The organism is Luteibacter rhizovicinus DSM 16549, assembly GCF_001887595.1.
In the GTDB taxonomy this organism is placed as follows: domain Bacteria; phylum Pseudomonadota; class Gammaproteobacteria; order Xanthomonadales; family Rhodanobacteraceae; genus Luteibacter; species Luteibacter rhizovicinus.
Genome location: NZ_CP017480.1, coordinates 1,131,396 through 1,148,998 on the forward strand (window position 1 = coordinate 1,131,396; position 17,603 = coordinate 1,148,998).

General features: G+C 64.9%; 12 protein-coding genes. 4 read left to right on the forward strand and 8 right to left on the reverse strand.

Going from position 1 to position 17,603, the window contains the following annotated elements:
• Positions 1 to 14: 14 nt before the first annotated feature.
• Positions 15 to 1,400 (reverse strand): MATE family efflux transporter, encoded by a 1,386-nt coding sequence (locus BJI69_RS05245; protein WP_046969685.1) that lies wholly within the window; start codon positions 1,398 to 1,400, stop codon positions 15 to 17.
• Between the two features lie 89 nt (positions 1,401 to 1,489).
• Here BJI69_RS05245 and BJI69_RS05250 point away from each other — a divergent pair, with 89 nt between their 5' ends.
• The 3 genes from BJI69_RS05250 (at position 1,490) to tal (ending at position 6,262) form a co-directional block, all read left to right on the forward strand.
• Positions 1,490 to 2,665 carry a DUF3667 domain-containing protein gene (locus BJI69_RS05250; protein WP_046969678.1) on the forward strand — a complete coding sequence of 392 codons (1,176 nt, stop codon included), beginning with the start codon at positions 1,490 to 1,492 and terminating at the stop codon, positions 2,663 to 2,665.
• 371 nt (positions 2,666 to 3,036) lie between these two features.
• Positions 3,037 to 5,211 carry a primosomal protein N' gene (locus tag BJI69_RS05255; protein ID WP_071924883.1) on the forward strand — a complete coding sequence of 725 codons (2,175 nt, stop codon included), beginning with the start codon at positions 3,037 to 3,039 and terminating at the stop codon, positions 5,209 to 5,211.
• 97 nt (positions 5,212 to 5,308) lie between these two features.
• Complete coding sequence (gene tal / locus BJI69_RS05260; RefSeq protein ID WP_046968919.1) at positions 5,309 to 6,262, forward strand: transaldolase; 954 nt, start codon at positions 5,309 to 5,311, stop codon at positions 6,260 to 6,262.
• A gap of 166 nt (positions 6,263 to 6,428) precedes the next feature.
• On the opposite strand, the gene BJI69_RS05265 is transcribed toward tal, so the two are convergent.
• From BJI69_RS05265 to rpoH, 7 genes are all read right to left on the reverse strand, one after another.
• On the reverse strand, positions 6,429 to 7,826 hold the full coding sequence (locus BJI69_RS05265) for a coniferyl aldehyde dehydrogenase (RefSeq protein WP_046968920.1): 1,398 nt from the start codon (positions 7,824 to 7,826) through the stop codon (positions 6,429 to 6,431).
• Positions 7,827 to 8,015: 189 nt separating this feature from the next.
• Positions 8,016 to 9,461, reverse strand: coding sequence for an efflux transporter outer membrane subunit (locus BJI69_RS05270; protein WP_046968921.1), 1,446 nt, complete (start codon positions 9,459 to 9,461; stop codon positions 8,016 to 8,018).
• A complete protein-coding gene (locus tag BJI69_RS05275; RefSeq protein WP_046968922.1) occupies positions 9,445 to 10,626 on the reverse strand; it encodes an efflux RND transporter periplasmic adaptor subunit in 1,182 nt (393 codons plus the stop codon). The genes BJI69_RS05270 and BJI69_RS05275 overlap by 17 nt, the downstream gene beginning before the upstream one ends.
• A complete protein-coding gene (locus BJI69_RS05280) occupies positions 10,616 to 13,816 on the reverse strand; it encodes an efflux RND transporter permease subunit (protein WP_046968923.1) in 3,201 nt (1,066 codons plus the stop codon). Before BJI69_RS05280 ends, BJI69_RS05275 begins: the two co-directional genes overlap by 11 nt.
• A 79-nt stretch (positions 13,817 to 13,895) precedes the next feature.
• Positions 13,896 to 15,266 (reverse strand): sensor histidine kinase, encoded by a 1,371-nt coding sequence (locus tag BJI69_RS05285; protein ID WP_046968924.1) that lies wholly within the window; start codon positions 15,264 to 15,266, stop codon positions 13,896 to 13,898.
• Complete coding sequence (locus BJI69_RS05290) at positions 15,244 to 15,924, reverse strand: response regulator transcription factor (protein ID WP_046968925.1); 681 nt, start codon at positions 15,922 to 15,924, stop codon at positions 15,244 to 15,246. Before BJI69_RS05290 ends, BJI69_RS05285 begins: the two co-directional genes overlap by 23 nt.
• Before the next feature lie 78 nt (positions 15,925 to 16,002).
• Positions 16,003 to 16,863, reverse strand: coding sequence for an RNA polymerase sigma factor RpoH (gene rpoH / locus BJI69_RS05295; protein ID WP_046968926.1), 861 nt, complete (start codon positions 16,861 to 16,863; stop codon positions 16,003 to 16,005).
• A 357-nt stretch (positions 16,864 to 17,220) separates the two neighbouring features.
• Here rpoH and BJI69_RS05300 point away from each other — a divergent pair, with 357 nt between their 5' ends.
• Entirely contained in the window at positions 17,221 to 17,553 is a 333-nt protein-coding gene (locus tag BJI69_RS05300; RefSeq protein WP_046968927.1) for a type II toxin-antitoxin system PemK/MazF family toxin, read from the forward strand.
• Positions 17,554 to 17,603: the final 50 nt, after the last annotated feature.

Sequence of the window (17,603 nt, forward strand, 5' to 3'; positions counted from 1 at the left end):
TCGGCGCGACGGCATCACGTGTGGATTGGCAGGGGCGTCGATCCGGCGTCTTCCGGCCAGCGGCCCGTGGCGCTGCTTCGCCAGAATCGCAGGAAAAGAAGAATCGCCGCCATGCTCAGCCCGGCGATCAGGCCCATCCACATGCCTCGCGCGCCCATGTCGTGGGCGAAGGCCAGGTACCAGCCCACCGGAACGCCCACGCCCCAGTACGCGAACATGGTGATGCCCATCGGCACGCGGGTGTCTTTAAGGCCACGCAGCGCGCCGTTGGAGGCGACCTGGATGCCATCGGAGAACTGGAAGAAGCCCGCGAGGATCAAGAGCTGGGAGGCCATGGCGATCACGGCCGGGTCGCTGGTGTAGAGGCTGGCGATCGGGACGGGAAAGAGCAGCATGATTCCCGACGAGACGAACTGCGTGACCAGCACCAGCGCAATGCCCGACATGCCGGCGTAGCGCACCCCCTTGATGTCTCGGCGGCCTGCGGCATTGCCGACACGCACGGTGATGGCCATGGACAGGCCCAGCGGGATCATGAAGGCGACCGACGCGACATTAAGCGCGACGTGATGGCTGGCGGTCACCGTTTCACCGAGGCGACCGATCATCAGCGCGACGGCAACGAACATGCCCGCTTCCATCAACAGCGTGACGGCCATGGGCAAACCGATATTGAGCAGCTGGCCGATCGCCTTCAGATCCGGCTTCGCCATGCGCTGACGAAGATTGAGGTCGCGGTAGTTGCGGTGCCGGAAAACGTAGATGGCGAATCCGATCATCTCCAGCCAGAGCACGATCGCCGTGGCGATGCCGCTGCCGCGCGCGCCCATGACCGGGAAGCCCAGCTTGCCGTACATGAGGACATAGCCCAGCGGCGCGAGAATGAGCAGGCCGCCGAAGCTGAAATACATTGATGGCCGCGGCATGGACAGGCCCTCGGAGAGGCCGCGCAAGGCAAAATACGTCGTCAGTGCCGGCGCCGCGAAGCAGATGGCGTGCAGGAAGGCCGTCACGTCCGCGCGCATGGACTCGACGACACCGAACAGCGCCATCAGCGGCGAGGCGTGCCAGACGGCGAACGTCATGATGGCGCCGAGAAACCAGGCGATATACAGGGCCTGGTGGAAGATCGCCCCCACTTCGCCGCGCCGGCCCGCACCGTCGAGCTGCGCGACGGTCGGCGGCACCGACATCATCGTACCGAGGCCGAAGACCAGGGCCAGCACCCAGATGTTCACACCGGTCACGACCGAGGCCTGGGTATGCGCGCCCTGATGCCCGGCGAGTACGGCGTCGACGACGTTGGGCGCCATGGCGGAGAGCTGCGCGAAAATCATCGGGAGGGCCAGCCGGACGGTGGCGCCGATCTCGCGACGCGCGCGGGCACGGTCGAAGGACATGATGAAAAGCACGCAGGGAGGGCCGCCCATTGTAGCCGCCTCCCATGCCATCATCCGAGTTCGTAGGGGGAAAACACGGGGTTATAAGGATGAACGAACTGAAGCCGTCGCCCGTCCTGCTGTGCGCGAACTGCACAGCGGCACTCCAGGGCGCCTTCTGTCACGACTGCGGGCAGTCCGTCAAAAGCGTGATCCAGCCGGTATCGCACATGCTCGAGGACGCGGGAGACCTGTTCTTCCATCTCGACGAGCGCATCGTGCATACGCTGCCACCGCTCTACACGAAGCCGGGTTTTCTCACCCTGGAATACTTCTCCGGCCGGCGGGTGCGCTATATCGCGCCTTTCCGCCTGATGTTCGTGTTCTGCCTGCTCGCCTTCTTCTTCATGCACCTGGCCATCGGCGACTTCAAGGTCGGTAACGTCGAGGGCACGGCGGCGCGGGACTCCATCGACGCTTTCGCCAGCGCGAAGACGGCCGACGAAGTCCATGAGCTTTACGACGACCAGATCCATGAGGTGCGCACCGCGCGCAACGACCCGTCGTTGCCCGGCGCCGCCAAGGCGGGCCTGGGTGCCGCCGCCGGCCTCATCCACCAGGCGGCGAATGCGCGCCTGACCCAACTCAAGGCACCCCCGATTCCCACCGAGGCCGGCGAAACCGCGCCCACCGAGGAGCAACCCGGGCGGGGCGAGGCCAAGGTCGAGCAATGGTTCGGTAGCGATTCGAAGATCAGCGTCAGCTGGTTCCCGGACGCCCTGAACCGGCGGCTCAATGCTGGCTTTGGCCACTTCAAGGCCAACCTCATCCCGATCCTGAACAAGGGTCCGGGCAAGGACGAGGCCGTCCGTCGCATTCTGGACGGCTTCTTCTCCGTCCTGCCCCAGACGATGTTCTTCATGATCCCGGTGTTCGCCCTGGTCCTGAAGGTGTTTTATGCGTTCCGTCGGCGGCTCTACATGGAACACCTCATTGTCAGCCTGCACAGCCACGCCTTCCTCTTCATTTCCTTGCTGGGCCTGATCCTGCTGAGCTTCGCCCGGGAGGCCATCGCCCCGCGACTCGCCCTGGCCGGAACCGCTATCGGCTTCGTGCAGTTCGCCATGTGGGTATGGATGCCGATCTACCTGTTGGTGATGCAGAAACGGGTCTATCGGCAGGGATGGCCCATGACTATCCTGAAGTACTGGCTGATAGGCAGCGTCTATTTCTGGCTGCTTTTGTTTGCCGTAGTGATCGCTGCCATCGTGGGCATGACCCACTAGGATTTTTTCCTACCGTCCAGCCGGTTGTGCACAGGCACGAAGACCCCTTCGCTTTTGTCAAGGATTTATAGACGCCAGATGAACGTCGCCAGCGTCGCATTTTTAAGTTATTGATTAAACACTATATTTCAGCTTGGTTAAAATCTACCCAAGCTAAGCTGAAGGGCCCAACCATGCGCCTTGGATGCCCCCCATCCGGAGCTCATCCACAGACTTATCCACAGGACTTGTGGATAACACGGAAACCCTCTTGCGGGCGGGCACTTACCTCGGATTCCTCTTTTGGGGGATGTCTTATCAGCCCAAGCCTATGGCGCGCTGGTCAATCATTGACCAGCGAAATCGGCATAGGTCGTTAAACTAGGGGTCGCATGACCGCCGTCCTCCGTGTCGCCTTACCCGTCCCCCTCCTGACCCTGTTCGATTACCTGCCGCCCGAGGCAGGGAGCGCGCAGGCGGGATCGCGCGTGCGCGTGCCCTTCGGACGGGGCGAGATGGTCGGGATCGTGATCGATCCCGCCGCGGAAGCCGTCGTCGGGGTCAAGCGTCTGAAGCGGGTGAGTGAGGTGCTGGACGAGACGCCGCTCCTGGACGCCGAGTTGCTGGCCACCCTCGCCTGGGCGGCGGACTACTGGGCCGGCGCGCCAGGCGAGGCCTTCGCCAATGCCCTGCCCCTCGCGCTCCGCGAACCCCGGCCCCTGCCAGCCACCGGCCGTGAGGTCTGGGCGCTGACCCTCCAGGGCCGCAGTGCACGCGATGCCCGCAGCCGCAAGGGTGGCTCGGCCGCCTTGCTCGATGCACTGGCCGACGGCCCCCGCGCTGCCGACGATCTCGCCTTCGCTTTGCCGGAGTGGCGCGCGGCGGCCCGCCGCCTGGTCGAAGCCGGCCTGGTCGAAAAATCGGAGCTCGAGGAATCATCGCTGCCCGCCAGCCCTGCGCCGGGCCCTGCCCTGAGCGAGGAGCAGGCGGCCGCAGTCACTGCGATGGGAGAGGGGTTCGGTCGCTTCCAACCTTATGTACTGGATGGTGTCACCGGCAGCGGCAAGACCGAGGTCTACCTGGCCCTGATCGAACGCGCGCTGGCCGACGGCAAACAGACCCTCCTGCTGGTGCCGGAAATCGGTCTGGCGCCACAGACCGTCCGCCGCCTGCGCGAGCGCCTCGGCGTGACGATCGAAGTGCTCCATTCCAATCTCGCCGAGGGCGATCGCGCGCGCGCGTGGCTGCGGGCGCGCAATGGCAGCGCCAAGGTGGTCCTCGGTACGCGCTCGGCGGTGTTCACGCCCTTGCCACACGCCGGCCTGATCATCGTCGACGAGGAACACGACGCGTCCTACAAACAGCAGGAAGGCTTCCGATACCACGCTCGCGATCTCGCGCTCGTCCGCGCTCGCGCCCATGGCGTGCCCGTGGTACTGGGCTCCGCCACGCCATCGCTGGAGACACTGGGCAACGTCGAAGCGGGGCGCTACCAGCGACTGGTGCTGCGGGGCCGACCCGGCGCGACGCAGTCGACCCGCGTGCAGATCGTCGACATGCGCGCGCAACGCCTCGACCACGGCATGTCGCCCACGCTGATGAATGCCGTGGCCGCCTGCGTGGGCCGCGGCGAACAGGCGCTGGTCTTCCGCAACCGGCGGGGTTACGCCCCGGTCCTGCTCTGCTACGACTGCGGCTGGCACGCGGACTGCCCGCGCTGCGACCGGCCCATGACCTTGCACGCCGGTCGCCGCCGGCTCATCTGCCATCACTGCGACAATACGATGGCGGTACCACTCACCTGCCCGTCCTGCGCCTCGGCCAACATCAGCCCCCAGGGCCAGGGCACCGAGCGGCTGGAAGAAGCCCTGACAGCGCGGTTTCCCGACGTGCCCGTGGTGCGCATCGATCGCGAAACCACGCGACGCCGCGATGCTTTCGGCGAGATCCTCGACGGCCTGCGCGAAGACAAACCGGCCATTCTCGTCGGTACGCAGATGCTGGCGAAGGGACACGATCTGCCCAATCTCACCCTGGTCGCCATCGTCGGCGTCGACGAAGGGCTGCACAGCGTCGATTTCCGTGCCGGCGAGCGCCTTGCCCAGCTGGTGGTCCAGGTGGCGGGGCGCGCCGGACGCGCGAGCAAGCCGGGCAGCGTCCTCCTGCAGACGCACCACCCGGATCACCCGATGCTGCATGCGCTGCTACGTGGTGGCTACGGCGCCGTGGCGACCGAACTGCTCGACGAGCGCCGGCTGCTGGACCTGCCGCCTTTCGCCCATCAGGTGCTGTTACGTGCCGACGCTCTCGGACGCGCCGAAGTCGATGCCTTCCTGAGCCAGGCGCATATCGCCATCGGCCCGCCGGAGGATCTGCGTATCGCCGGCCCCATGCCCGCCCCCATGCCCCTCCGTGCGGGACGCCATCGGGGCCAGTTATTGGTCGAGGCCAGCTCGCGCGGCCGCCTGCACGCGTTCCTCCGGCCGTGGCAGCACGCGCTGCTGGGGCTGCCCGAGGCACGTAAAGTGCGCTGGTCGCTCGACGTCGATCCCATCGATCTTTACTGACAGAACGCCGCATGGCTGAACCGAAACCTATGGATGCCTACACGGCGGGGGCAATCGGCGCGACAATAGAGGTCTCCCAGGTAACGGAAACCCCAACGTGACCACTCAGCTCGAGCAACTGCGCAAGATCACCACCGTCGTAGCCGATACCGGCGACATCTCGGCCATTGCCAAGTACAAGCCGGAAGACGCGACCACCAACCCGTCGCTGCTGCTGAAGGCGGCCGGTATCCCGACCTATTCGGGCTACATCGACGAGGCCGTGCAGTGGGCCAAGGGTCAGAGCAACAACCGTGAGCAGCAGCTGGTCGATGCCGGCGATCGCCTCGCCGTGCTGGTCGGCCGCGAGATCCTCAAGATCGTCCCGGGCAAGGTTTCCACCGAAGTGGACGCGCGCCTCTCGTTCGATACGAATGCTTCGATCGACAAGGCCAAGCGCCTGATCGGCTTTTACGAAGAAATCGGCATCAAGAAAGAGCGCATCCTGATCAAGCTCGCCTCGACGTGGGAAGGTATCCGCGCTGCGGAGAAACTGCAGAAGGACGGCATCAACTGCAACCTCACCCTGCTCTTCAGCTTCGAACAGGCCGTGGCCTGCGCCGAAGCCGGCGTGTTCCTGATTTCGCCGTTCGTCGGCCGCATCTTCGACTGGTACGTTGCCAATACCGACAAGAAGACCTACGCGCCGGCGGAAGATCCGGGCGTGCAGTCCGTTCGCCGCATCTACGACTGGTACAAGCTGCACGGCTATGAAACCGTCGTCATGGGTGCCAGCTTCCGCAACATCGGCCAGATCCAGGCCCTCGCCGGCTGCGACCGCCTGACGATCGCGCCGGAGCTGCTGAAGGAACTGGACGAAAACACCAGCGACCTGCCGGTGGCGCTCAAGGACACCGGCGCGAAGGAAGCCAAGCCGGCCAAGCTCGACGAGGCCAAGTTCCGCTGGGGCCACAACGAGAACGCGATGGCTACCGACAAGCTCGGCGAAGGCATCCGCAAGTTCGCGGTCGACCAGCGCAAGCTCGAAGAACTGCTGGGCGCGAAGCTGTAAGTTTCGCTTCAACGGTGTAGCAAAAAGGGGCCTCACGGCCCCTTTTTTTGTGGGAGCCGATGTATCGGCGATGAGCGTTACAGCTTCCCCGCTCCGTTGGCTCTTCGCCGCTGAAGCGGCTCCCACATGGTTCTCTTCGTCGCTGAAGCGGCTCCCACACGAGGTGCTACCGACGGATCTTGAAACCGAGCAGGCGGTCCACCGTCTTGCCGTACGGCGGGCGCAACATCGCCGAAACATCGAAACGCGCCTGCCGGTACACGGAACGCGCATGGCTGAACGTGCGAAAGCCGTCGACGCCGTGGTACGCACCCATGCCTGACGGACCGATACCGCCGAACGGAAGGTCGTCCATCGTCAGGTGCAGAATGGTGTCGTTGAGGGTCACGCCGCCGACGATCGTGCGTGCCAGCACGCGCTCCTGTTCGTCTCTGTCGTTACCGAAGTAGTAGAGGCTGAGCGGTCGCGCATGCGCGTTGATATGGGCAATCGCGTCGTCGACGCCGTCATAGGGAATCACGGGGAGGATCGGCCCGAAGATCTCTTCGCGCAGGACGTCCATCTCGTCGTCGACGCCGAGCACGACAGTCGGCGCGAGACGGCGGTCGTCGAAGGTTTCTCCGGCGGCACCGAGCGGGCGTAGCGTCGCGCCTTTCGCCGTCGCATCCGCGAGATAACCGAGCAGGCGTTCGTGATGACGCACATTGACGATCGACGTGTAATCGGGGTTGCCGCTCAACGTGGGAAACATGCCGACCACCGCCCGTTGCAAGGCATCCACGAAGGCCTCGACGCGATCGGAAGGAACCAACGCGTAATCCGGCGAGACGCAGACCTGGCCCGCGTTGAGCGTCTTGCCGAACATCAGACGCTTCGCGGCGAGATCGAGATCCGCATCGCGACCGACGATGGCCGGCGACTTGCCACCCAGTTCAAGCGTTACCGGCACGAGGTTCTCGGCCGCCGCTCGCATGACGTGCCGCGCGACCGAAGTCGCCCCGGTAAAAATGAGGTGGTCGAACGGCAGTGCGGAGAACTGCTCACCGACACGACTGTCGCCGGTAATCACTGCGATCTCGGTTTCGCCAAAGGCTTTGGCGATCATCGACTGCATGAGCGCCGAGGAGCGCGGCGTGAACTCCGAGGGCTTGATCATCGCGCGGTTACCGGCGGCGAGGATGCCAGCCAGGGGCGAGAAGGTGAGATTGAACGGGAAGTTCCACGGCGAGATCAGGCCGACGACGCCCTTGGGCTGGTAGTCGACCCAGGCGCGTGCACCCAGCAGCGCGAGCGCGGCTGGCGATACCCTGCGTGCAGCGCGGCGCATCCAGCGTTTGACGTGCTTCTTCGCGTGCTTGAGCGGATCGATCGAAGCCGCGACGTCGGTGATCAGCGAGCCCTGGACCGAGCGGTGACCGAAATCGTCGCGCAGGGCATCCGCGATGTCACCCGCATGATCGACCAGCAGTCCGATGGCACGGTCGAGGCGATCGATGCGAACCGCAGCCGACGGCGAACCGTCGGTCAGCTGGGCGAGCTTCTGGCGTTCGAGGATGGCATGCATGGCGCCGAGTGTACGGCGGCCGAGGTGACCTTGTGGGGGCCTTCTTCCTGGGATGGCCCGCTTTGTGTGGGAGACGCTTCATCGGCGATGGGCATTGCGGCTTTACCGCTCCGTTAGCCTTTCGCCGCTGAAGCGGCTCCCACATGGTTCTTTTCGCCGATGCATTCGGCTCCTACAAGAGCACCAAGCTCAGGCCTGGGACCAGCCGCCGCCGAGGGCGCGGATCAGCTGGACGCTGGCACGCAGCTGGCGGGTTTCGAGGTCGATAACGCTACGCTGGGCGTCGAGCGCGGCCGTCTGCGCCTGCACCACATCGAGGTAGCCGACGGCACCGTTGCGATAGCGGTCAAGGGACAGGTCCACCGAGCGTTGCGCCGCGTCGGCGGCGGCACGTTGGTCGGTGAGCGCCGTGCCGAGATCGCGCAGCAGGACGAGATTGTCTTCCACCTGGGCAAAGGCGTTGAGGACCACGTCGCGGTACTTCGCGCCGGCCTCGTCGGTCGCAGCCTTGGCGGCATCGACGACAGCCTTGCGACGACCACCGTCGAACACGCTCAACAACAGCGTCGGACCGATCGACCAGAAGCGGTTCGGCGCGGTGGCAATGCTGCCCCAGGCGCTGCTCTGCCAGCCTCCCTGCGCGTCGAGCGTCAACTGCGGGAAGTACGCCGACCGCGCCACACCCACCCGGGCGTTTGCCTCGGCCGTGCGGCGTTCGGCAGCGGCAACGTCGGGTCGACGCTGGAGGATCACCGAGGGCACGTCGAGCGGGATGGTCGGCACTTTCACCTGCGCGTCGTTGGTCGCGAGGTTGAAGGTGGACGCGGAATCACCGACGAGTACGGCGATCGCATGCTGGATCAGCGCACGTTGTGCCTGCGTCTGGGTGAGCTGCGATTTTGCGTTGGACAGCTGGGTCTGCGCGCGAGCTACATCGAGGCCGGACGAGATGCCGCCCTCGTGGCGCGACTGCGTGAGTTCGAGCGCGCGACTGAAGGCGACGATGCTGTCGTTGAGCACCTTGACCTGGCGATCCAGGCCATTGAGCTGCAGGTAGCTGTCGGCCAACTGGGCCTGCAGGCTCAGGCGCACCGAGGCGAGATCGCCAGCGGCGGCGGCCTGCTCGGCCGTACCGGCGGCGACGGTATCGCGCACGCGCCCCCACAGGTCGACTTCATAGTCGGCCTGCACCCCGATCGTGTACGAGCTATACACCGCCGGCGACGTGGTGCCACGAAGCGGCCGCGTATCCGATTCGCGATCACGCTGACCATTGCCGTTCAGTCCGAGCGTCGGAAACAGCGCGGAACGAACCTGCCGCGTGAATGCTTCGGACTGCTCGTAATGCGCGAGCGCGGCGGCGAGGCTGGCGTTGTTCGCGATCAGCTTCGTCTGCAGGTCGTCGAGGCGCGAGTCACCGTAGAGCTTCCACCAGGCATCCCGGTCAAGGTGATCGGCTGGCTTCGCCTCAGTCCACGGCGAGGTCGCATTGGCGTACAGGTCGGCCGCCGGTACGTCGGGCACCTTGTAGGTCGGCGCGAGCGAGCAAGCAGAGAGTCCGAGCGATACCAGGGCCGCAAGCCCACCGACGCGCCAGGAAACGAACCGGCTCTCCGAATCAGGCCTTCGCAGCATGGTCGCCTTCCGCCTTCTTCTTCGGTGCATTGACGCGCACGGTGTCGCCATCGGCCAGGCCATCAGGCGGGCTTTCGATCAGGCGGTCGCCCGCCGCGATGCCCGAGCCCAGCTGGATCGTCTTGCCGAGATCCCGGGTGATCGTCACGTCCTTGAAGCTGACCTTGTTCTGCGCATCGACCACGGCGACGCGCAGCCCCTTCTCGTCGTACACGAGCGCGCTCGCGGGCACGCTGAACAGGCCTGCGTTACCCGCCACGTCGAACTCGACGCTGGCGTAGGCGCCAGGGAGCAGCTTGCCGGCCTCGTTATCGACGGACACCTGGACGAGCGTCGTGCCGGTCGCAGCGCTGATCGAGGCCGACGACGATTCCACGGTGCCTTCGAAGGTCTGACCGGGGTACTCGGGCACGGTGAGTTTCACCGTGGCGCCCTGCTTGATGGACGGCGCATAGTTCTGCGGCACATTCACGTACATGCGCAGCTTGCGCACGTCGGACACGACGAACAGTTCTTGGCCACCACCGCCCGCGTTGATCAACGCACCGACGTCGGTTTCGCGCGCCGTGACCGTTCCGTCGAAGGGGGCCGTCAGCTTGGCGTAACCCTTCAGTGCCTGGATGCGCTCGAGGTTGGCCGCAGCGGCGGCCGCAAGCGCGTGCTTGGCATCGTAGTCACCGACCTTCTCGTCGACTTCCTGCTTGGATACCGAATCGGAATCGCGCATCGACTGCCAGCGTTTGGCCGTGGTCTGCGCCAGGGACTCGTTGGCCCGCGCGCTGGCGAGATCCGCTTTCGCCTGCAGCAATTGCTGGTCGAGGTCGGGCGTCTCGATTTCGGCGAGCACCTCACCGGCTTTCACTTTCTGGCCGATGTCGGCCTTCCAGTACTTCAGGTAACCGCTCGTGCGCGCGAAGATCGGCGCCCGCGAGTACGCCTGGAGTCGGCCGGGCAGGTTCAGATCGCCACCACCCTGGCCACCCTGCGGAGAAACCACGTTGACCGTGGGCTGGGACTGTTCGTTGGTCCAGTCGCGCAGCTTGCGTGAGTCGTTCGCACGCGTGGCGACACCGGCGACGACGATCGCGAGGACCACGATCGCGGCGATGACGCCAGCCAGGCGAAGGCGGCGCGGCGGAGGGGTGTGCAAGGTATCAGGCGACATGGATGGGCTCTCCGGAGTTCACCGGGGTGGGTGACGGGTGACCACGACGCGCGTGGATCATGCTGAAGACGACTGGAACGAAGAAGAGCGTGGCGGTGGTAGCGAAGATCAGGCCACCGATCACGGCACGGCCGAGCGGTGCGTTCTGCTCGCCGCCCTCGCCCATGCCGAGCGCCATGGGTGCCATACCGATGATCATCGCGAGCGCGGTCATGAGCACCGGGCGGAAGCGGACGAAACCGCCTTCGAGGGCCGCCGCATGCGCGTCGCCGAGTTCGGCAAGACGCTCGCGACAGAAGCTGACGACCAGGATGGAGTTGGCCGTGGCCACGCCCATGCACATGATCGCGCCGGTGAGCGCGGGCACCGACAAGGTCGTATGCGTGCCGAAGAGCATCCAGATGATGCCGGCGATGGCCGCTGGCAACGCGGTCACGATCACGAACGGATCGCTCCACGACTGGAAGTTGACGACGATCAGCAAGTAGATGAGAACGATGGCACCGAGCAGTCCGAGAATGAGGCCCGAGAAGGCGCTGTTCATCGTCTGCACCTGGCCGAGAAGCGCGGTCGTGGTCGCCTTCGGAAGGAACTTCTTGTTCGCCTCGATGATCTTCTGGATATCACCGGCCACTGCGCCGAGATCACGATCCTGCGTGGTCGCGTAGATCTCGACCATGGACTGGATGTTGTACTGACTGAACACGGCATTCGTCGCCGTGCGCTGCACGGTCGCGAAGCCACCCAGGATCTGCGAGCCGGCGGCGCCGATGCTCGGGCTGATCGGCACGTTCTGCAGATCGGCCATCGAGTCGATGCTGTACTGCGGGGTCTGCATCACGATCGGGTAGGAAATACCGTTCTGCGGATTGAGCCAGAAGGTCGGCGCGATCTGGCTGGAACCGGCGAGGTTCACGCCAAGACTATTGGTCACGTCGCGCTCGGTGATGCCGACCTGCTGCGCCTGGCTGCGATCGACATTGACGTTGAGCGTCGGGTTCGCCTGCGACTGCTGGATACGTGCATCGGCCACACCGGGCACGCGGCGGATCTCGCGCAGCAAGCGGTCGGCGTAGGCGAAATTCGCCGGCAGGTTCGGCCCACGGATCTGCAGATCGATCGGAGCCGGCGCACCGAAGTTCAGGATCTGGCTGATGATGTCGGCCGGGGGGAACGAGAACGTCGTGCCGGGGAAGGCGCGCGGAAGCTGCTCACGCAGCGTGCGCACGTAGTCCGCCGTGGGCGCATGCCCTTCGTTGAGCGATATCTGGATATCGCCATCCTGGCTGCCGATCGTGCCCGTGTTGTTATAGGCGTTGTTGATGCCCGAGCTGGACAGGCCGATGTTGTCCACCACCGTACCGAGTTCTTCCTTCGGAATCACACGACGCACGGCATCCGTTACCTCGGAGAACAGCCGGGCGCTTTCTTCCACGCGCGTACCGACCGGCGCGCGGACATGCATGAGGATCTGACCGGAGTCGACCGCCGGGAAGAAGTTGCGGCCAAGCATCGGAACCAGGGCGAACGTCAGCACCACGAAGGCCATGAAACCGATCACGAAGACCCGTCCATGCCCGAGCGCCATGGCGAGGAGTCCGTGGTAGGTCTCGCGAACACTCTCGAAGCGCGCTTCGAAGCCACGCTGGAAACGCACCAGCGGGTTACGTGACGGCTTCTTGCCTTCGCCGTGCGGATCGTCGTGGGTATGCGGATGCAGCAGATACTTCGCCATCGTCGGCACCAGGGTGCGCGACAGGATGAACGAGGCGATCATCGCGAACATCACCGCCTCGGCCATCGGCACGAAGAGGAAGCGTGCGACGCCGTCGAGGAAGAACATCGGCACGAACACGATGCAGATACACAGCAGGGAGACGAAGGCCGGTGTGACGATCTGCGCGGCGCCGTCGAGGATCGCCGTTTCGACGTCCTTGCCTTGCTCCAGATGCCAGTTGATGTTCTCGATGGTGACCGTCGCGTCGTCCACCAGGATACCGACCGCCAACGCGAGGCCGCCCAGCGTCATGATGTTCAGCGTTTCGCCGATGGCCGACAGCGCGGCGATCGAGCCAAGGATCGCCAGCGGGATGGACGTCGCGATGATGACCGTCGAGCGCCAGCTTCCGAGGAAGAGGAGAATCATCAGGCTGGTGAGTGCCGCCGCGATCACGCCTTCACGCGCGACACCCGCGATGGCACCGCTGACAAAGAGCGACTGATCGCCGATCGGCTTGATCTGCAGCGAATCCGGTACCGACCCCTTCATCGCGGCGACACGGTCCTTGACGCCCTGGATGATCGCCAGCGTCGAGGCCGAACCGTTCTTCAGCACCGTCATGAGCACCGAACGATTGCCGTCCACATGCACGATGTTGGTCTGCGGCGGTGCGCCGTCGCGCACGTGGGCGATATCGCGGATGTACACCGTCGCACCGTTGACCGTCTTCACCGGCAGGTTGCCGAGCTCTTCGACGACCGAGGGTGCGTTGTTGAGTTGCAGCGTGTACTCGAACTGGCCGATTTTCTGCGTACCTACCGGGGTGATCAGGTTTTGTGCAGCCAGCGCATTGGCCACGTCCTGCGCGGACAACCCGCGCGCCTGCAGCGCTGGCGGATCGATGTCGATCTGCACCTGACGGGTCTTGCCGCCGAAGGGGAACGGGATCGCCGCACCGGCAACCGATGTCAGCTGCGGACGGATGATATTGAGACCCAGATCGCCCAGGTTCTGCTCGGTCAGCCCATCGCCGGACAGCGCCAGCTGGATGATCGGCACCGTCGACGCGTTGTAGTTGAGGATCAGCGGCGGCGTCGTGCCCGCTGGCAGCTGGCGCAGGAGCGTTTGCGCGACCGCCGTGACCTGCGCGTTGGCGGTGCGGATGTCCACCGTGGGCTGGAAGAAGATCTTGATGATGCCGAAGCCCTGGATCGAGTTCGCCTCGATGTGCTCGACATCGTTCACGGTGGTGGTCAGCACGCGCTCGAAGGGCGAGGCGACGCGGCCTGCCATCTGGTCGGGCGGCAGGCCGGTGTACTGCCACACCACCGCGATCACGGGGATCTTGATGTCGGGAAAGATGTCCGTCGGCGTCCGCATCGCGGACAGCGGTCCTACGATGAGGATCAGCAGAGCGAGGACGACGAAGGTATACGGTCGCGAAAGTGCGATCCGGACAATGCCAATCATGGGGGACGGATTCCGTGCGCGATGTTGCGTCGCAGCGGATTTTGCGCCCGTACCTTAATACGGCGTAGTTAAGATTTATTTAGGTGGCCGGGCACACCACGGAGAAGACGGCGCCCTTCTCGGTACCGCCGACCGAAAGCGAGAAGCCGTGCAGGCGCACGATCGCGCTGACGATCGCCAGGCCCAGGCCGCAGCCCGGCTTCGTCCGCGTCTCGTCACTGCGATAGAACCGGCGGAAGACGGCCTCGCGCTCGTTGGGCGGAATGCCCGGCCCGGTGTCTGCGATGTCGATACGCGCATCGCCGGTCGGGTCGGTACTCGCGATCAAGCGCACCGCACCGCCATCCGGGGTGAATTTGATCGCGTTGCCGACCAGGTTCGCAAAGGCCTCGAACATCAGCTGCGGATCGCCGCGCAGCGGCGGAAGCCGGCCCACGTCGAGCTCGAACACCTGGCCGCGATCTTCGGCCAGGGGTGCGTAAAATTCGTGCACATTGCGCAGTACATCGCCAAGGTCGAGCGTTTCGAAGCAGGCGCTACGCTGGCGATCCTCCAGTTCGGACACCCGCAGCAGGGCACGGAAACGCGACAGCACGGTGTCGATTTCCGCCACGCAGGCATCGAGCTGGTCGCCCTCGGGCTTGCCGTCGAACTGCTGTTGCAGCCTGTAAAGGCGCGTGCGCATGCGCGTGAGCGGCGTACGAAGGTCGTGGGCGATATTGTCGGTCACCCCCTTCACCTCGCCCAGCAGGCGCTCGATCTCCCCCAGCGTCGTATTCACAGTGGACGCGAGAAGGTCGACCTCGTCGCCGCCGCGACTCACCGGAAGGCGAACGCTGAGGTCGCCCTCACGAATCGGTTCCATCGCCCGCTGGATGGCGCGAATGCGACGTGCCGGCCCCCGCGCGATGAGGATGCCACCGAGAACGCCGGGGATGAGGGTCAGGGACAGGCCCCAGAGCAGGCCACGCCGGATGATCGCGCCGACGCCGTCGATCGTCGCGCTTTCCTTCGCGACAACCAGGCGGGTTCCGTCGGACAGGACCCGCGTGACGCCGCGTGCGCGGGTTGGCGTGTTGCGCCGCGGATCGACCAGGCTCGCGCGGATCGAGTGAACGACACCTTCGTCGGTCAGGTCCTGCGGCACACTCTCGATATTGCCCGCCAGACGCTTGCCCTGCGCGTCGAACAGGCCGACCCACATGAAGCCCTGGACGTCGATCTGGCTGGCGGCTTCCACCGTCGCCGGGAGCCGGCGCGGATCGGTGCCTTCGAGGTAATGAATGCGCGCGGCGAGCATGCCGTCGACGACATTGGAGAGATAGCGCGAGGCTTCCCACTGGACGACGCCCAGCAGCACCACGCACCAGATGGCGAACAACGCGCCATAGATGAGGATCAGGCGCGATGTGGCGGAACGCCAGGCGTCAATCAGCGGGCGCAATGACATACCCCGAGCCGCGCACCGTCCGGATCAGCGGCACCTGGCCTGCGCCGTCGATCTTTCGACGGAGGCGGCCGATATGGACGTCGATCACGTTGGTACCCGGATCGAAATGAAAACCCCAGACATGCTCGAAGATCATCTGCCGTGTCACGACCTGACCGGCGTTGCGCATCAGGAATTCGAGCAGGCGGAACTCGGTGGGCAAAAGCGTCAGCGGCTGCCCGTTGCGCAGGGCGTTGTGACGCACGAGGTCGAGCTCGAGATCGGAAACGCGCAACCGATTGCTGTTGGCATTGGGTTGCCGCCGGCGCAAGAGCACTTCCGCGCGTGCGGCAAGCTCGTCCGGCGAGAACGGCTTGGTCAGGTAATCGTCGCCGCCGGCCCGCAGGCCACGCACGCGCTCGTCGACATCGGACAGGGCGCTGATCATCAGCACAGGCGTATCCACGGAACGCTCGCGTAGCGCGAGTACCACGTCGATGCCGTCCATGCCTGGGAGCATGCGGTCGAGGGTGATGATGTCGAAGCCGTCTTCGAGCGCGCGAGCAAGCCCGTCGCGCCCGTTAGCCACCCACTCGGCGGTCAGGCCGTGCGCGCCCAGCTCGGCGACGATGTCGCGAGCGGTGACTTCATCATCTTCGATGACCAGAGCCCTGGGCATCCTCTTCACTCCGTAGGGGGACAACGGAAAACGGCCCCACCAGGGGGGCCGTTCCGGATCTTACGCCCAACGACGCACTCAGGCGGCGATGGCGACGCGCATCTTCTTCATGGCGTTCGCTTCGATCTGGCGGATGCGTTCGGCGGAAACACCGTATTCATCGGCAAGATCCTGCAGCGTGGCCTTGTTGTCCTCGGCCAGCCAGCGACGCTGGATGATGTCGCGCGAGCGGGCATCCAGGTTGCCGAGCGCCGACGACAGTGCGCCCATCTGGTTCTTGCTCGCATCTTCTTCAGCGAGGTTGTCGTACGGATCGGCGCCTTCGTCGACGAGGAACGCCGCCGGTGCCGGCTTGTCGTCGTCATCGGCGTCGGCAGGTGCTTCGAAGCCGACGTCACGACCGGACAGACGCGATTCCATCTCGCGAACCGTCGCCTCGGGCACACCCAAATCCTGGGCGACCACGCGGACTTCCTCGGCATTCATCCAACCCAGGCGCTTCTTGCTCTTGCGCAGGTTGAAGAACAGCTTGCGCTGGGCCTTGGTGGTGGCGACCTTCACGATGCGCCAGTTACGCAGGATGAACTCGTGCATTTCGGCACGGATCCAGTGCACCGCGAAGCTGACCAGACGAACGCCCTGGTCCGGGTCGAAGCGCTTCACCGCCTTCATAAGGCCGATGTTGCCTTCCTGGATGAGGTCCGAAAGCTGCAGGCCGTAGCCGTTGTAGCCACGAGCGACATGGACCACGAAACGAAGGTGGGACATAACGAGCTGCTTGGCGGCGTCGAGATCGGCGTCGTCACGGAAGCGGCGCGCCAGCGACTGCTCCTCGTCAAGGCTGAGCACCGGGATGCGATGGACCGCCGAGATGTAGGAATCCAGACTGCCAACGACGCTCGGGAGCCCGTAGTTACGGGTGGCGAGGACCTGAGACATGTGTGGAACCTCCTGAAAACTGATGTGCAGATTAGCAGTCCCGATGTGAGAGTGCTAAGTCGCGCCGAAGTTCATATCGGTTAACTGTACGCTATGGTACAGAAATACCCCCGGGATGTCCAGAGGGGCCCCTGGGGGATTCAGGAGGCAGACGGTTCCCCCGCCGGGAGGGACGCGGCAGCAGGGTCGTCGACGAGGCTATGTGGCCGTCGTACCTACATTTATTGGGGCTGAGGGCTGGCTTTAAAGGGCGCGATCGCGGCCTACCGTTGACCGATGGCCCTCGCCTTCCCACCCGACCCAGGCACCGTTGTCATCTGACACTTCCCGGCGGAGGGCACGGTTGTTGGCGCCGAAATGGTCAAGGTCCGGCCCGCCATCGTGGTTGGGCGGACGCTAGAAGGCCGGCGAGGACTGGTCAACATCGTGCCCATAAGCATGACCGCTCCGGCCAGACGTCGCCTCTGGCACGTGCCGATATCGGTGGCAGCCATGCCTCCCGGTTGGCGGGAAAAGCCCGGCGACCGATGGGCGAAGTGCGACATGCTTACCGTGGTAAGCCTGGAACGCCTGAGTCTCACCGCCTCAGCTCGTCGCAGCGGCTACCGCCGATTCGGCCAGGATCAGGTCGATGGAAGGACGATGAGGGACATCCGTCGCGCCATCGCTTACATGTTCGAACTTTTCTGAAAAGTCCGGATTTAGGGGTCTGCAGCGTTGCTTGTTGGGCGCCCAACAAT

What these genes read in the sequence shown, in the direction of transcription:
- BJI69_RS05245 (WP_046969685.1), bottom strand. Translation starts at nt 1,400, where the DNA reads ATGTCCTTCGACCGTGCCCGCGCGCGTCGCGAGATCGGCGCCACCGTC.
- BJI69_RS05250 (WP_046969678.1), top strand. Translation starts at nt 1,490, where the DNA reads ATGAACGAACTGAAGCCGTCGCCCGTCCTGCTGTGCGCGAACTGCACA.
- BJI69_RS05255 (WP_071924883.1), top strand. Translation starts at nt 3,037, where the DNA reads ATGACCGCCGTCCTCCGTGTCGCCTTACCCGTCCCCCTCCTGACCCTG.
- BJI69_RS05265 (WP_046968920.1), bottom strand. Translation starts at nt 7,826, where the DNA reads ATGCATGCCATCCTCGAACGCCAGAAGCTCGCCCAGCTGACCGACGGT.
- BJI69_RS05270 (WP_046968921.1), bottom strand. Translation starts at nt 9,461, where the DNA reads ATGCTGCGAAGGCCTGATTCGGAGAGCCGGTTCGTTTCCTGGCGCGTC.
- BJI69_RS05275 (WP_046968922.1), bottom strand. Translation starts at nt 10,626, where the DNA reads ATGTCGCCTGATACCTTGCACACCCCTCCGCCGCGCCGCCTTCGCCTG.
- BJI69_RS05280 (WP_046968923.1), bottom strand. Translation starts at nt 13,816, where the DNA reads ATGATTGGCATTGTCCGGATCGCACTTTCGCGACCGTATACCTTCGTC.
- BJI69_RS05285 (WP_046968924.1), bottom strand. Translation starts at nt 15,266, where the DNA reads ATGTCATTGCGCCCGCTGATTGACGCCTGGCGTTCCGCCACATCGCGC.
- BJI69_RS05290 (WP_046968925.1), bottom strand. Translation starts at nt 15,924, where the DNA reads ATGCCCAGGGCTCTGGTCATCGAAGATGATGAAGTCACCGCTCGCGAC.
- rpoH (WP_046968926.1), bottom strand. Translation starts at nt 16,863, where the DNA reads ATGTCTCAGGTCCTCGCCACCCGTAACTACGGGCTCCCGAGCGTCGTT.
- BJI69_RS05300 (WP_046968927.1), top strand. Translation starts at nt 17,221, where the DNA reads ATGGTCAAGGTCCGGCCCGCCATCGTGGTTGGGCGGACGCTAGAAGGC.